Genomic DNA, 15,553 nt, shown 5'->3' on the forward strand with positions numbered 1-15,553 from the left:
GGCAGGAGGAGATTTACATGAGAAAACACTGGGTTCTGCCGCAGCCTGCTTATGCCCACTATGTATGTTATCCGGAGATGCTGGGGCATTACAGCGACTTCCCGGAGCATGCAGAGCGCAGAAGTGAGGGGTTCCTGAACAGCTATAATCTCCACATGGTTTTCGGGGGAGAAGGGTATGTATTTCAGGGAGGGGAGCGGATATCCATGAGGCGGGGCAGCGGGTTTCTTTTTCCCAGAGGGGCTTATCAGCAGTACGGTTCTGATCCCGGAGCTGCCTGGGATGTGCGCTGGATGCACTTCGCCACGGCGATGCCTCTGCCTATGCTGGAGGAGGCGGATCAGTCACGCGGCTACTTCTTCACCTTCGATCCCGGCACCGGTTATGAAGCGCTCTTCGAGGAAATGTACCGGCTCAGTGCAGGCTATGAGACCCGGAGTGAACCGCGCCTCTCCACACTGCTCTATGAGATTCTGGTTACGCTGATGCAGAACACCGAGCCGCTCCACGGCTCCGTTCCGCTGGAGATCCGGCATTCCATCCGGCTTACCGCCGACAGGATCTATAGTGAGTGTGAGCGGCCCTGGACGCTGGAGTCTATGGCCAGACTTGCCGGTTATAGCAGCTACCACTTTCTCCGCCTGTTCCGAAGCATTATGGGCAAGACGCCGAACCGGTATTTAAGCGATTGCCGGATGGCCCGGGCCAAGCTGCTGCTGGCCTCCACCAAGCTGTCCGTTGCGCAAATTGCACTGCAAAGCGGCTTTCAACAATCCAGTTATTTCATCAAGGTGTTCAGACAGCTCGAAGGGATGCCACCGAACCAATACAGACGTTCCTTCAACTCATAGAATCAAGCCTTTTTAGGACCAAGTATTAAGAAAGTTTGTAACATTTATGGCAGAATTCACGCCGCGATAGCCTTGGTTAGGTGACAGAAAGTTACAAATGGAAACAAAGGGTTACAAAGTGGATACAAATTCCACGCGCCAAGCAACTATACTATTGCTAGTAAATACATCTGGAGGGAAATAAATGAGAAAGTATAGAGTTACATATGCTGCATTGCTGGTGAGTTCACTCGTTGCCGGCCAGGTGGCTGGCAGCGTCACTGCGCCTGCTGCACATGCAGCCCCGGCGGCGAAGGCCCCCGCAGTATCCGCTCCGGCGGCATTCAAGTTCAATTCCGTTCCCATGGGTGCCGGAGTGACCGCAGTACTGGAGAATATCAACATATGGAGCCAGTCCAGCGGAAACATCTTGTCATACACACTTAAATATACGAATTCCGGCAATTCAAGCGCAAGCCTGATGCATTATTTCTCACGCGTTGTCACCCCGGGAGGATCAGTACTTCCAGGTAATCCCTTAGGTGCAGATGCCCTGAAGAAGAAAGTCGGCGCCAAAGAAAGCCTTAGCGTGACTTACTATGTAAATGTGGGACAAACCTCCTCTTTGCAGGGGATCAAAATCTCGATGCTGGTCTGGGACGCCAAGACGAAGGGGTATCTGAAGCAGACGGGATCTTTTGGAGTGCCCGCTAATTATTCAACTACGGCTGCAGTTGGAACAAGCCTAAGTACAGTCATGAACGACATTCCCGTCGCGGCCAGTGCTGACTCCCTCCAGCTCTACAAATACAGCGGCAAGGTCTATGCCAAAGTAGGGGTCAGTCTGACCAACAAGGGCAATAAAATCCTCAGTGATCCGGGCTATTCGGCGTATCTGGTATCTGCGAGCGGCACCTCCTTCGAGCTGGCGCTGAGCGGTACACAGGCGGATTACAAGATTCAACCGCAGGAGAAACGGAGCATTTATTATATTACGGAAATCCCGGCCTACCTTAAAACAGATAATATGAAGCTGCAATTCACGCAGAAGGACGAGACCACGAAGCTGGAGCTGGCTAAATCCTCTTATAAACTTCCCGCAGCAAGCTCGCCTAATCTGGTAGTGGGCAGCGGGGTAGTCAAAAAGATTGTAGTCAATAACAACACGGTAGAAACGCTGCTCCGCAATGCCAATGTGTACGCACAGGATGCAGATGCGGTATGGACGTTCCAGATGCAGCTTAAGAATACCGGCAACAAGGCGGTAACCCTGCCAAGCTACGACCTGGCGGTCAAATCGGTGAAGGGCAAGGTTTTTCCGGTGAACTCCAAAGGCGTAAGCGGAGTCACCCTCAAGCCGCTAGAGACCAAAATTGTACCGCTTACGGTTCGCGTACCGCTTGAAGTCGATCAATCCGGATTGCAGCTTATGATGATCGAATCAGTAGGCGCAGAGAGCTCAAGTATGCCTGAGCCGAGCGGAACCGGCGAGACAACCGGAAATACCGGGAATACCGGAACGCCGTCCACTTCGCCTCCTGCAACACCGACTGCCAAAATGGTTTTCCCGGTAGCCTATTTCGTCATTCCTTATGCCCTGCGTACGGAGGTAACGACCGGCCAGGAGTATATGACCACGAATTCATACGGATCCTTCTCGTACAGTATTCAATCTCTGCAGCGTTATCCTTGGAGAGATGATGATATCGTAGCTGCCAGACTGAGAATCACCAATACCCAGAACGTGTCTCTTACGCTGCCTGAGCTGAAGGGAACCATTAAGCTGGATAAAGAGAATCTGCCCGTGACTACAGAGCTGTATATGGACAATAAGGATGCTTCTGTCCTTGCGCCAGGGAAGTCGGCGGATCTGTATGTACTCGGCAAAATTGCCTATACCTCAGAGTTTCAGAATATGCGGATTGCCCTGAACGGCACACAGAATTCAGAGACCGTTCCGTTCCTGGATGTCAGCGTCAACAACTCGATTAACAGTATTCCGACCATCGAGAAGGGCAAGAGCTACACCATTAGCGGCAAAGGCAAAACGGCCAGTGTACAGGAGAACCGGACAACGATCTATCAAGGGGAGAGCCACAATCTAGTGTACACAGAGCTCTATCTGAGCAGTGAGGAGAAAAGACAGAGCAAAATGGCCCGTCTCCAGGCTTACTATAAGACCAAGGACGGCCAGTATTTCGAAGCGGGCACCAGCCAGTCGGAGAACAGCGCGTCTCCGGGTGCCAAGCAGCTCGTGGTCCTGTGGGCCAAGGTGCCTAAGGCTACGGACCTCGCGGATGTCTCACTCTACCTCGGTTCCGGTATCAAAGAGGGTAAGCTGATCGAGGCCAAGGAGGAAGCGACCGGATTCGTCAATGTGGCAGCACTTCAGCTGAATCCGCAGGCTAACGTACCGAAGAATACGCTGGAATCAACGGCATTATATCCTTATACGATTTCTGTTCTGACCTCTGAAGGCAAGCGGATGAAGTCATCGGATACCCTGGATATTACTATGAATTACAGCCTGAGGAAGGATAACCTCTACGATGCAGGCGTGCTGGAGCATAAGCTGATTCTGCAGATTACCGATCCGTTCGGCATCGCGACCGAGAAGGTTCTTACACTGGGCACAGACCTGATTGAAGGGACGAACAACCAGTATTCCTTCTCCCTCAGCAGACCCGTGTACAAGACGATGGACGGCGGCGCTTATAAGTTAGCCTTCTATGATGAATTCCAGGGTGAACGTCTGATGCTGGGCAGCCAGGCCTTTGGAGTCACCAACGTGGTTCCGAACAAGACACAGGAATAATCGTCATTCGCTTAACTAAAACATTCTTGTATTTTTAAAAAAGGAGCAGCTTCCATGTTGCGTGTTGAAGATATTACGCATTCGTACAAAAGCGGTAATGAATGGACCTCCGTTCTTCATAAAATCAATTTCGCCGTCAAAAAAGGAGAAATGGTTGCCCTGCTGGGCAGTTCAGGTTCCGGGAAGTCCACGCTTCTCAACCTCATGGCCGGCTTGATGAAGCCCACGGAAGGTCATATCTACATTGCTGATCAGGACATTGTGAAAATGGGCGAGAATAAGCTGGCCGAGTTCCGCCGCAAGAATATCGGATTTATTTTTCAGGCCTATGAGCTAATTACCAGCCTGACGGTCCGCGAGAACGTGGAGCTGCCGCTGGTCTTCCAGTCAGTCTCTCCCAGGGCACGCAAGGCCAAGGCGCTGGCGCTGCTGGAGCAGGTGGGAATTCCCGACAAGGCAGATCTCTTCCCCTCGCAGCTCTCCGGAGGACAGCAGCAGCGGGTCAGTATCGCCCGGTCGCTGATCACAGAGCCGTCGGTCATCTTCGCCGATGAACCGACGGGGAATCTGGATTCCAAGACTGAGGAAGAAATTATCGGCATTCTGCTGAACCTGAACCGGACGATGAAGACGACTTTTATCGTCGTTACTCATGAATACAAGGTGGCTGAACAAATGCAGCGGATTTTCACGCTGAAAGACGGCTTCCTGGTCACTGAATCGCAGGCAAAACCGCAAGCAGATATAAAACTGCAAAAAGAACCGCAGCTTGAGACGCAGACAGAAGTACAGGTTGAAGAGCAAATCGCTGAGGAAGCTGAACCGCAGACCATGGTAGAGGTTGAAGAACAATTAGCTGCAGGAGCTGAACAGGAAGCTGTAGAGCCAGTACCGCAGACAGCAGGAGCGGATGAAGATCTGCCGGCTGAGGAACCTGAACACCAGACCGCTGAGGAAGCTGATCCTGCAGAGGGAGGGAAGCCGTGAAGATCAGAGACATTTCACGGATGGCCTGGGAACAGGTCAAACGGCGCAAGGTGGTTACAGGTCTATGTATGACCGGGATATCCATCGGCTGCGCAGCAATTATCGTGGCTTTGAGTGTAGGCCAATCTGCACAGGTCTATGTAACGGAACAAGTTAATGCCAACTTCAAAATGGATGAGATTATGGTCTCACCGGGCGGAGGACTTCCAACGAACGGGAAGAGCGGAGGCGGCGGATCGGGTGAGGTAAATGAGAACCTCGACCCCGGCAAGCTGACCGATCAGAAGCTGAAGATCATCCAGGGGCTGAATCATGTGAAGGCGGCTTCGCCTTTTCATCAAGCAGGATATCTGCAGATGGTAACCATAGACAACAAGATCTCCGATGTTCAGGTCGTTGTCGCCGATTTACAGAAGCTGACGGCGTACGACCACAAGTTCAAGCAGGGAGGGGCGAATGGTCAGCTCGGATCCATTGTGCTCAATCACGGGGCTACACTGGGCCTGATTGACCTGGAGACCCGGCAGAAGCTGTTCGATCAGATGAGTGCGGATCCGTTCAACCAGGAGCTGTACCAGCAATATGACAAAATGGCCACTGTGCCTACTGAATTGTACCGCAAGCAGGTTCAGATTCAGGCGCAGGACTATAGCTCTACATCCCCGGTGTTCAAGCTTAGCTCGCCCCTGCAGATCTCCGGAATTCTGGCGCTTCCCAAGGGTATGGATGAACTGCGGTCATCCTATGAGAAGATTATGTATGTGTCTCCCGAGACCGCACAGCAGCTCTCCAAGGAGCTTGCGTTCGATAATTCCACCACCAGTGTGCTTACGCTTCCGCCGGAGGGCAGCTATAACTCGATTACGGTCAAGGTGGACGATGTGGCGAACATCAAGCCGGTGGAGCAGATGATTCAGAAGCTGTCACTGAGTGCTCAAGACAATCTGTTCCAGCAGGAGATGCTGAAGGAGCAATTTGATATGATCAAAATGGCGGCTCTCGGCATCGGGGTATTCATCCTGATCATCGCTTCCATCTCCATCATAGTGGCCATGACCATGTCCACCCATCAGCGGCGGCGCCAGATTGGGATTATGAAGGTCCTCGGGGCCAACATGGGACAGATCCGTAACATGTTCATTACCGAAGCTGCGCTTCTGGGGCTGCTCGGGGGCATGCTGGGTGTTGCATTCTCCTATCTCATTGTGATGGCGCTCAACAAGCTGGTAGGCAGTGCAGGGGACGGGATGAATTTCTTCATTCCGACGACGAATCTGCCGATCGGGATATCTTTTGCCATTATGACCGGCGTGCTGTCGGGGATCTATCCGGCGATCAGCGCCTCCAGAACCGATGCATTAACTGCTATTAAACGAGACTAACCCTAAGCTAGAAAGGAAGCCGAAACAATGAAGAGGACTCTAAAGAAGAGCCTGAAATGGATCATAATCTTAGGTATCATCGGAACTGCCGGTTATTTCGGATATACCAAATTCTTCAAGGCTGATGATACCGCAGAACTCCCGCCTGAACCGATGCAGGTAATCAGCTTCCCGGTAACGGAAGAGACGTTAACCAGCTCTGTGCAGATCAAAGGCAGATCGCAATACCAGAAGGAGACACTGGTGTATGCCCCCTTTGCTTCCAAGGTGACTGCCTGGAAGGTGGAGAACGGGGCACAGGTGAAGAAGGGCCAGGTGCTCTTCACCCTGGATCAGAGCACACTCCGTAATGAGATTGCCACGGCGGAGGCAGCCGCCCGCAAGGCGAAGCTGGAGGGGGAACTGAATGCTTTTGTCGCGCAGCAGGAGGATGATTCTCCGGCCCCGGCCGGTACGGAAGCAGAACGGCTGAAGGCCTTGGCTGCCCAGGAAACCGCCCGTCTGAGCGATGAGCTGAACCAGGTGAATGCCGAAATTCAAGCCAAAGAGCTTACGGAGAAGAAGGCGAAGCTGAACACTGCGGTATTCCATGCACCGGAGAACGGCATCTTCCTCTTCGACAGCAGCACAGAACGGCCGCAGACTGTCACCGATAATCAGTACATCGGCAAGATTGTGGACACCAACAAGGTAGAGTTCATAGCACAGGTCGGGGAGCAGGATATCTTCCGCATCAAAAAGGGCATGAAGGTGAAGGTGAAGATGACGGCCGTAAAAGATCTGGTCCTGGACGGGGAGGTAACCGATGTGGCCAAGTTCGCCACGACGACCACCGGACAGAACACAGCCGGCCAGCTTCCGCAATTCGAGGTGGTCATCTCCATGCAGCCGGACGAGCATTTGATGGGCGGCCTCAGCCTGAGCGGAGACGTCGAGACCTCACGCAAAGAGAAGGCGGTGGTTGTATCCAATATCGCCGTCATCCGTGAAGGGGATCTGGCCTTCGTTATGGTGGACAAAGGAAACGGCCAATACGAACGCAAAGAGATCAAGACTGGAATGGAAACGACGGATAAGACAGAGGTGCTGTCGGGACTGAAGGCAGGAGACACCGTGGTTCTGCAGTAGTTAGCAGTAGATGAGAGTAGTTGAAAACAGCTGAAAGCCCCAAACCCGGGTAATAACTGTCGGTGGACAAGAACATAGTCCCATTTGAGCCCGCGCCCAGCGCGGGTTTTGCTATTTAAGGGACCAAGTTCATGTCCTTTTCTTTGGACAAGAACATAGTACTATTGCCGATTTGATACATATCTAATCAATTGGAATACCAGCAAGGCAACTACAAACAAATGGATATTCATCATGAACAACTTATAATTCAACATATTTTGATACAAATAGACTCACTTACTGATGGTACAATGTCTATACAGCGAAAAGGACACATTCTAATCTAGATTATTCATAATTTATTTCGGTTTATAGTGTCTTTTTGACTAGTGATTTCCGAGAGGTGAATTAATTAATGAGTACTTCTTTACCACAAAACTATAGAAAGCTCATCAATGTTCGTCGTAAATACGGGAAATTAAGAAAATGTGAATTTCACATTCATACTCCTGCATCTCATGACTATAGATTAATTAAAGATAAAGAATACCAGAGTATAACCGTTGAAGAATTAATTCACTTTGCTTATAACGAAAAATATTACAATGAAGAACAACGAGATTTGATACTTCATAAATATTTTAATGGAGAATTAGATGATATTAGTTCTCTTCAGTATTTTGCCGAAAAAGGCTACAATTCATTTAAAGAATTTTTATCATACCATTTAATTGCGCACAAACTATATGAAAATCAAGTGGAAATTGCAGTAGTATCTGATCATAATACTATTTCTGGTTATAAAAAATTAGAGGGAGCAATATGTAACTATTACATAGAAAGATTAAAAGGTACTGAGCAAAAGAAAGAGATGATTAAACTATTACTTGGGATTGAAATATCATGTTCAGAAAAAATACATTTAGTAGGTATTTTTGATGAAGAATTATTCGATAGAGTAAATGATCTGATTAGAAATCATATTCCTTCTCAAGAGCTAGGTACATATGAAACAAGTCTATCAATGATTGAAAAGATTAGCTCAATGGGAGGTATTGCTTATATAGCTCACATTAATACAGCGGATTTGAAGAATACTACACGTCTTTATAAGCAAACGTTATTGAATAATAAAAATTTAAATGTAATAGGATTAACAGCTTTAGAAGTAGATCGACAGTTGGGAATTCTTCAATCACATGGGGCAGTAAATCCACATGAAAAATTTTGTTTAGTTTATGAAGGAGATTCTCATCAAATTGATGAAATAGGTAGAAAAAATACATGGATAAAGATGAGCAGGGTTGGGTTTAGTTCATTGAAAAAGGCATTCTACAACCATAAAATTTGTGTATTTACTGAAGAGCCAAATAAAACAGATAAATACATAAAAGGAATGCTTATAGAACCGGGAAGGAGGGGATACCTGAAAGGCAAGAATGGTGAAGGGGCATTTATAGTGGATTTTTCAAATGATCTTAACTGTATTATAGGAGGCAGGGGGACTGGGAAAAGTACCGTTTTGAATATCTTAGAGGTTATTTTCACTCTAGAATGTAATTCATATGAAACTTTAAGTTTCATATGTAGAAACGAATATATTATAGTAAATTTTGTTTGTGAGAACTCTGAGTTTTTAGTAAAGTTCATACCACAGGTTAAGAAAAAAAATTACACTCCAGAAGACATCTTTGAAGAAAAATCTTTTGTTGAAGAAGACAAAAAGTCAGGGCACTATATTTTACAGCAACATTGGTTAGAATTATATAAAGTAGTCCATGCCAGGACTGAAACTTTATTTCATAAAATAGATGATCCAGATGAAGTATCCAATATTTTAGAAAATGTATATCGGAAAAGTTATTCAATAAACAATATTATCAATCAAATAAATCATCAAAAAACAGGTGACTTCATTAAAGAAGTTGTATTTAATGGTGTGCCTTTCGAAAGAAAGGAGGACTTTCTTCGTACCTTCAAAAGTCTATCGTCAACTAAAACAAGAACATTCTTATCAAAGGAACTCTCTTTAGTAAATGCATCTCTTGAGCATAGAAAAGAAGAAATCAATAGTAAACTAAATTCATTTAACAGGCAATATAGCAAGCAATTTCAAGTGGTTTATTCTCCTAAAGCAAAATCTGATAGATTTTACCTTGAAATATTATTTTTCTCCTTAAGAAGAAAGGGCTCATATTTGCTCGGTTATAATATTACTTGGGATAATATCGAAAGATTTATGCTAATTGTATGTGAAAAAATAGGATTCATTAACTTTTTGATTCTTTTAGTGAATAACAAGTTTCGTAATATAGAGTCTTATAATTCAATAATATTATATGCTAATCAAGATGCCACTAGTGTTGAAAGCATAGATCAGGAGCGAGAAAATCTTAATAAAGATAATTTAATTGATGTGTATCGAGGAATCAGAGATAAAATTTTAGTCAATAAAAAAAGCCTAACCAATTGTTTAGAAAGTTATTTTGAAGCAGTGGATGATTTTTCACTTCTGTTTAACATTAACTCCAAAGAAAATGTTAAGACAATACCTCCATCTATGAAAGATATTAGTTTGTTATCTTTAGGTCAAAAAGTAGTAACAATATTAACTTTCATTTTTGAATATGGTAAATTTTTTAAAGATAGTACACCTCTTATTATTGATCAACCTGAAGACAATCTGGATAATCAATATATTTATAGGAATCTTGTGAACAGTTTAAAACTTATCAAAAATACGCGACAAATCATAATTGTTACTCATAGTTCAACTATTGTTACTAATGCAGATGCAGAACAAGTAATTGTCCTTGAATCAGACTACCGACATGGATGGGTAGTAAATAAAGGATACCCAGATGATGATATAATAACACGTCACATAATCAATTATTTGGAAGGAGGAGAAGATTCATTTAGACACAAAATTGGTATGTATCAAAAAGTATTAAATGTATAGATAAACGATGATGCAGATCTGACTTTATGTTTAGGCTTGTGTTTCACCTATGAAAACATAGTCGATGGAGCTCTCCATTACCGTTGTAAGGATATAGACTATAATGCAATCGAATTTGCTTCACTATTGTAACCGGGTTATGTAGAACTACACAAAGTCCCATACTCGCTTGGAGAAATGGCCGTGTGGTATTGATAAATAGAACTAATTCAATGAATACTCCTAAGTATTTTTGCTTGAAGAGCGAAAGTATGCGACTTTGTGTCAGTCTACTTGCCGGATTTGGGGCTTTTCTGCGGATTGTAGCCTGAGTAGGGCAGCAGTTGTTGCTACCGTATGAAAGGCTTACGCCAAGCCTGAATATCACTGTTCAGTCCGGCGAGATCAGGCAAGGGCACTGCTTCGTCCGTTAATTGATACTTGGCTTTCAATGCCAGAATCCGGTAGACACTCTCATCTATGCGGGATTCAGAAATCGTGCCGTTCTTGACACTGTCTAATAGTGCGGCGCGTACAGCTTGCTCGTTCTTGTATTCATGGGCGACCAGCAGGATATCGCTGCCAGCCAATACGGATTCTATTGCCGCAGCAGGGAGACTGTAATTCTTGACGATTGCGCCCATGGTCAAGTCATCCGTAATAACTACCCCTTCGTATCCCGTCAGCCCGCGGAGCTGTTGGCCGATAATCACTTGGGACAGGGAGGCGGGCTTGTCCGGGTCGAGCTTCGGATATAGAATATGGGCCACCATTACAGCATCAGCCTTCTCCCGTATCGCTGCCTGGAATGGCAGCCATTCCAGTTCTGCCAGCTGGGTCTCAGTCTTGTTGATGACCGGCAGCTCCAGGTGTGAGTCTACCGAGGTATCGCCATGGCCTGGATAATGCTTGATCACGGGAATAACGCCTTCACGCTCGAGCCCCTGCATCTCGGCAATGCCGAGCCGGGTGACCAGCTCTGCGTTGCTGCCGAAGGAACGGTCACCAATTACCGGATTATCCGGGTTGCTGTTGATGTCGAGCACCGGCGCGAAGTCCATATTGAAGCCGGAGGATTTCACCGCCCGGGCAAGCAGTTCGCCCATCGTTCCGGCAGCGGCGGCATCATCTCCTCTGCCGACTGCCGCGTTCGAAGGGAAGGTGGCGTAGTCATCGGGGAGACGGCTGACCTTGCCGCCCTCCTGATCGACACTCATGAACAGCGGTGCGGGATTCCCCGCATTGCTCTGCTTCAGAGCGTTGGTCAGCTGCACCAGCTCCTTCAGGCTGCCGACATTATTAGAATACAGAATGATTCCGCCGACCTTATCTTCGGCAATCATCTTCAGGGCTTCTGCTCCTGCCGCTTTGCCTTGGATGCCGACCAGCAGCATCTGCCCGATCTTCTCCTCCAGGGTCATTCCGGCGAGCTTCCGGGAGACCGGGTCAGGAATGGCCGAAGCCTCAGGTGACGGGGTCACTGGGGCATCGGTTGCCGCAGGCACAGGCGTCTGTGCGGCAGCCGGAGAGGCTGGCACCGCTGCCTGGGAGGAGCCTGCGTTTGTCAGTTGTGCTGAATTTCCATTCCCCTCACAGCCGCTTGCCAGCAGCAGAGAGGCGGAGGCAGCGAGCAGGAGGAGAGCGCGGCGGGGGGAAGTATTGTTTATTTTTTGACGGCTGAACCATTTCATAGGGGGAATCTTCCTTTCGATTGCGGTTTGGCGGATAAGGATGATAGAATGAATAAGACATTACATATGAACTGCTTCAAGCATAATCAATACTATAGGATGAGGTGACCTGTCAATGAAAGAGCAATTAATGAACACGCTTAATGAACAAATGAACTTCGAATTCTATTCGGCTCATGTCTATCTTGCGATGGCTGCGTATTGTTCCGGTGAGAGCCTGGACGGATTCGCCAATTTCTTTCTGGTGCAGGCTGAAGAAGAACGGTTCCATGCCATGAAAATCTACAAATTCCTGAATGACCGGGACTACCGGGCCACCCTTGCGGCGATGCCTGAACCGAACAATGAGTATAGCTCCATGCTGGATGCGTTCGAGCATGCCTTCGCCCATGAGCAGCAGAATACGAAGAAATTCTATCATCTGGCGGATCTGGCCCTGGATGAACGGGAGCATGCGACGATCTATTTCCTGAAATGGTTCATTGATGAGCAGGTGGAAGAAGAGGCACTCTTCAGCAACATTATCGCCAAGCTCAAACGGATCGAAACCGACAGCAATGCCTTCTATATGCTGGATGCAGAATTTGCAGGACGTTCATTTACACCGCCAGCGGAGTAGAGGACAGCTAGGGTAACCATTCATACGCAAGCTTAGCGGCATTCTCCTGAAGAAGGGGAAGCCGCTTGTTTGTGTGCAAATATAAGAAATTATATGTTTCACACGATAACTTATCCTTCTATTTCTCGCTGAAACGGTACCGTCCTTGAAAGGACGGCAACGCCGTTTCTGCTTGGCCGACCTAAGGTCCCCATATACTTAGACTACGTTTTGCGAGAAAAGTTACACGGCCTGTCAGCAGCAAATAGGCTGCAAAGTTGAACAAGGGCAAAGAATGTAGGGAGCCGCAACTTACTTCCGGGTTGCCAACTCTATTTAGCGGGGTTAACTCTTGCGCTGTCCGGCAACACTGTTTCTCTAGACCCACCCGTAAGTCAGCGTGTAGTATGGAACAATACTAATCTTTGGAGGTCCTTTTTCTTGGAAAATTACAGCGATATCAAACAAAGTGAAAAAGGAGCATGGCTAAGTCTTTTAGCGTACATACTCTTATCTGCCGTCAAATTATTCATAGGAACGGTGTCAGGCTCTCAGGCCCTCCTGGCTGACGGGCTGAATAACAGCACCGACATTATTGCTTCCCTGGCCATTCTGACCGGACTCAGGATTTCCCGCAGACCCCCGGATTCGAACCATGGCTATGGTCATTTCAGAGCAGAGACAGTTGCCGCACTGGTCGCCTCTTTTATCATGATTGCTGTAGGCTTCCAGGTGCTCTATCAGGGTGTGAACAAATTCATTCAGCCTGTGCTGGAGACCCCTGATCTGATTGCAGCGTGGACGGCAGCTGCCTGTGCTGTGGTTATGATCGCAGTATACCGGTATAACATCAGGCTTGCCCGCAAGCTGAACAGCAATGCCATGCATGCAGTGGCGCAGGATAACCGTTCGGATGCGCTGGTCAGCATGGGAGCCTTCGTCGGTATTATCGGCTCACAGTTCGGCATTCCCTGGTTAGATCCGCTCACAGCTACGATTGTCGGATTGCTGATCTGCAAGACGGCCTGGGATATTTTCCGCAAAGCTACACATGACCTCACCGACGGCTTCGATGCCGGTAAGCTGGAACTGATGAAGCAGACGGTAGCTGAGATTGAAGGTGTGGAGTCGATTAAGGATATCAAAGCCCGTATTCACGGTAATAATGTGCTGGTCGATACTACAGTACTGGTGGATTCCAGTCTGAATGTGGTGCAGAGTCACGATATTACGGAGGAGATCGAAGATCAGCTTAAGGACCGTCATCAGGTTTCTACCGTACTTGTCCATATCGAACCGTTGTGATCAACAGGTGTACAACAAGAATAGGTTATATGAATTGCCTTGCCTTCGGGTGGGGCATTTTTTTGTACTGTATTTTAGGAAAAGCGTTCATCCTTCTAGCCCAAACTTGCCCTCATTCCAGGGACATGTATATAATATCAATATGTTATTAACAATCGAAGCCTATTAATCGATTCAAGAAAAGGAGAATATCCATGCCAAATCAACCCGTAACCGACTCTAACGGCTTGAACGAGGAGCAATTCCTGCAGAATTATAATGCGGGCAACTACGAACATCCGTCTGTCACCGTCGATATGCTGATTTTCACCGTGATGGAGCGGGAGCAGAATAACTACCGCAAGCTGGCGGATAAGTCCTTACAGCTCTTGCTGATTCAGCGCGGGGAGCATCCTTTTCTGGGACAGTGGGCCTTGCCGGGAGGGTTCGTAGGGATCAGTGAGAGCGTAGAGGAAGCAGCCCGCCGGGAGCTGTACAGCGAGACTAATATCGATAATATCTACATGGAGCAGCTGTATACCTGGGGCGAGGTAGACCGTGATCCGCGGATGAGGGTGATCAGCTGCTCCTACATGGCGCTCGTGGACCGCAAGGCTCTGGACGTACAGGCAGGGGATGATGCAGCCGCAGCTGCCTGGTTCGATGTCTCGTACCACATTCTGGAGACCCGCCGCGAGGTGCTGGAGCAGGATGTCCGTCAGGAGACACTGGTGGAGATTATACTGGAGAGTGAGCAGGAGAAGCTAAGCGGGGTGGTCAAGCTTACCGAGACTATTCAAGGGCATGTCCGACAGGTCAGCCGTGAGATCGTGCGCAGCGCGGGGTTTTCTTTTGACCATCTGCTCATGGTGCAGTATGCCATCGAACGTCTGCGCGGCAAGGCGGAATATACCGATATTATCTTCAATCTCATGCCGCCGTTGTTCACCTTGTCCGAGCTGCAGCGCGTGTATGAGATTATCCTCGGCAAAGAGCTGCTCGCCGCCGCCTTCCGCCGCAAAATTGCCGAGCGGGTCATCGAGACGGATCAGAGCACCCGGGATGCCGGACACCGTCCCTCGAAGCTGTACCAGTATAACCGGGAATGGAATTTATTTTGAGAATGCCCTTCTGTCCGGCAACGCTGCCTTGTGATGTTCTTAATAGAACTTTCATAGGGAAAAGCAGACAATTAGTTATATTTTGACTATTGTGTTTATGGCAAAGGACAGGGTGAGCCTATGATTAGCTGGAAGGATTCGTATGATATCGGAGTAGAAAAGATTGATTGTCAGCACAGGCAGCTGCTGGTGAAGCTGAACGACTTTTTTGACGCTTGCAGCAACCAGCAGGGCAAAGAAAAGATTGAAGAGACGCTGAGGTTCCTCAAGGATTACACCGTGGAGCATTTCGGCAGTGAAGAGCAGCTGATGAAGGATATCGACTTCCCGGAGCTGACGGAGCATCAGAAGACACACGCTGAATTCGTGCAAACGGTGTTGGAACTGGAGGAGATGATTAAGACCAAAGGGGTATCCGTATTATCCACGATCAAGCTGAACCGGACGCTGACGGATTGGCTGATCAACCATATCCACAAATGCGACAAGCTAATCGGTGAATGCATCGCTGCCAAAGGAAACCGGGCGGGCTAACTGAATGATCGGGAACAAGGAAATGCTGTAAGGCATTTCTTTTTTTATATTAGCTGCTTGGACCGGATGCGCCGCGTAGGCCAAATGTAATCGAAAAACCGATCACAATTGAACTGTGGCGCTCCGCGTAGGCCAAATGTAATCGAAAAACCGATCACAATTGGACTTGGCACTCCGCGTAGGCCAAATGTAATCGAAAAACCGATCACAATTGGACTTGGCACTCCGCGTAGGCCAAATGTAATCGAAAAACCGATTAC

At 47.8% G+C, this 15,553-nt stretch carries 10 protein-coding genes and 1 pseudogene; 10 read left to right on the plus strand and 1 reads right to left on the minus strand.

Annotated elements, in window-relative coordinates:
* The first annotated feature begins 17 nt into the window (after positions 1-17).
* The 6 genes and pseudogenes from NYE26_RS13550 to NYE26_RS13575 all read left to right on the plus strand — a co-directional run bounded on the left by NYE26_RS13550 (position 18) and on the right by NYE26_RS13575 (position 10,086).
* Positions 18-851: an AraC family transcriptional regulator gene (locus NYE26_RS13550; protein ID WP_036728714.1), complete on the plus strand. Its 834-nt coding sequence runs from the start codon at positions 18-20 to the stop codon at positions 849-851.
* A gap of 184 nt (positions 852-1,035) precedes the next feature.
* Complete coding sequence (locus tag NYE26_RS13555; protein ID WP_339256471.1) at positions 1,036-3,645, plus strand: hypothetical protein; 2,610 nt, start codon at positions 1,036-1,038, stop codon at positions 3,643-3,645.
* A 54-nt stretch (positions 3,646-3,699) separates the two neighbouring features.
* Positions 3,700-4,362 (plus strand): annotated as a pseudogene (locus tag NYE26_RS13560) (ABC transporter ATP-binding protein); the annotation flags it as partial.
* Positions 4,363-4,628: 266 nt separating this feature from the next.
* Positions 4,629-6,014, plus strand: coding sequence for an ABC transporter permease (locus tag NYE26_RS13565; protein WP_339256473.1), 1,386 nt, complete (start codon positions 4,629-4,631; stop codon positions 6,012-6,014).
* A gap of 27 nt (positions 6,015-6,041) precedes the next feature.
* Positions 6,042-7,142, plus strand: coding sequence for an efflux RND transporter periplasmic adaptor subunit (locus tag NYE26_RS13570; protein ID WP_036728712.1), 1,101 nt, complete (start codon positions 6,042-6,044; stop codon positions 7,140-7,142).
* A 397-nt stretch (positions 7,143-7,539) separates the two neighbouring features.
* Complete coding sequence (locus NYE26_RS13575; protein ID WP_339256475.1) at positions 7,540-10,086, plus strand: Spaf_1101 family AAA-like ATPase; 2,547 nt, start codon at positions 7,540-7,542, stop codon at positions 10,084-10,086.
* A 329-nt stretch (positions 10,087-10,415) separates the two neighbouring features.
* Here NYE26_RS13575 and nagZ read toward each other — a convergent pair whose 3' ends face one another.
* Positions 10,416-11,756 (minus strand): beta-N-acetylhexosaminidase, encoded by a 1,341-nt coding sequence (nagZ, locus tag NYE26_RS13580; protein ID WP_339256477.1) that lies wholly within the window; start codon positions 11,754-11,756, stop codon positions 10,416-10,418.
* A 115-nt stretch (positions 11,757-11,871) separates the two neighbouring features.
* Here nagZ and NYE26_RS13585 point away from each other — a divergent pair, with 115 nt between their 5' ends.
* The 4 genes from NYE26_RS13585 to NYE26_RS13600 all read left to right on the plus strand — a co-directional run bounded on the left by NYE26_RS13585 (position 11,872) and on the right by NYE26_RS13600 (position 15,293).
* On the plus strand, positions 11,872-12,375 hold the full coding sequence (locus NYE26_RS13585; RefSeq protein ID WP_036728710.1) for a ferritin: 504 nt from the start codon (positions 11,872-11,874) through the stop codon (positions 12,373-12,375).
* Positions 12,376-12,795: 420 nt separating this feature from the next.
* Positions 12,796-13,659, plus strand: a complete 864-nt coding sequence (locus tag NYE26_RS13590) for a cation diffusion facilitator family transporter (protein WP_339256479.1) — start codon at positions 12,796-12,798, stop codon at positions 13,657-13,659.
* A 194-nt stretch (positions 13,660-13,853) separates the two neighbouring features.
* On the plus strand, positions 13,854-14,759 hold the full coding sequence (locus tag NYE26_RS13595; RefSeq protein ID WP_339256481.1) for an NUDIX domain-containing protein: 906 nt from the start codon (positions 13,854-13,856) through the stop codon (positions 14,757-14,759).
* A gap of 120 nt (positions 14,760-14,879) precedes the next feature.
* Positions 14,880-15,293 carry a bacteriohemerythrin gene (locus NYE26_RS13600; protein ID WP_339256483.1) on the plus strand — a complete coding sequence of 138 codons (414 nt, stop codon included), beginning with the start codon at positions 14,880-14,882 and terminating at the stop codon, positions 15,291-15,293.
* Positions 15,294-15,553 lie beyond the last annotated feature (260 nt).

Origin of the sequence: Paenibacillus sp. FSL P2-0136, from assembly GCF_037975325.1 — a bacterium.
In the GTDB taxonomy this organism is placed as follows: Bacteria; Bacillota; Bacilli; order Paenibacillales; family Paenibacillaceae; genus Paenibacillus_AQ; species Paenibacillus_AQ silagei.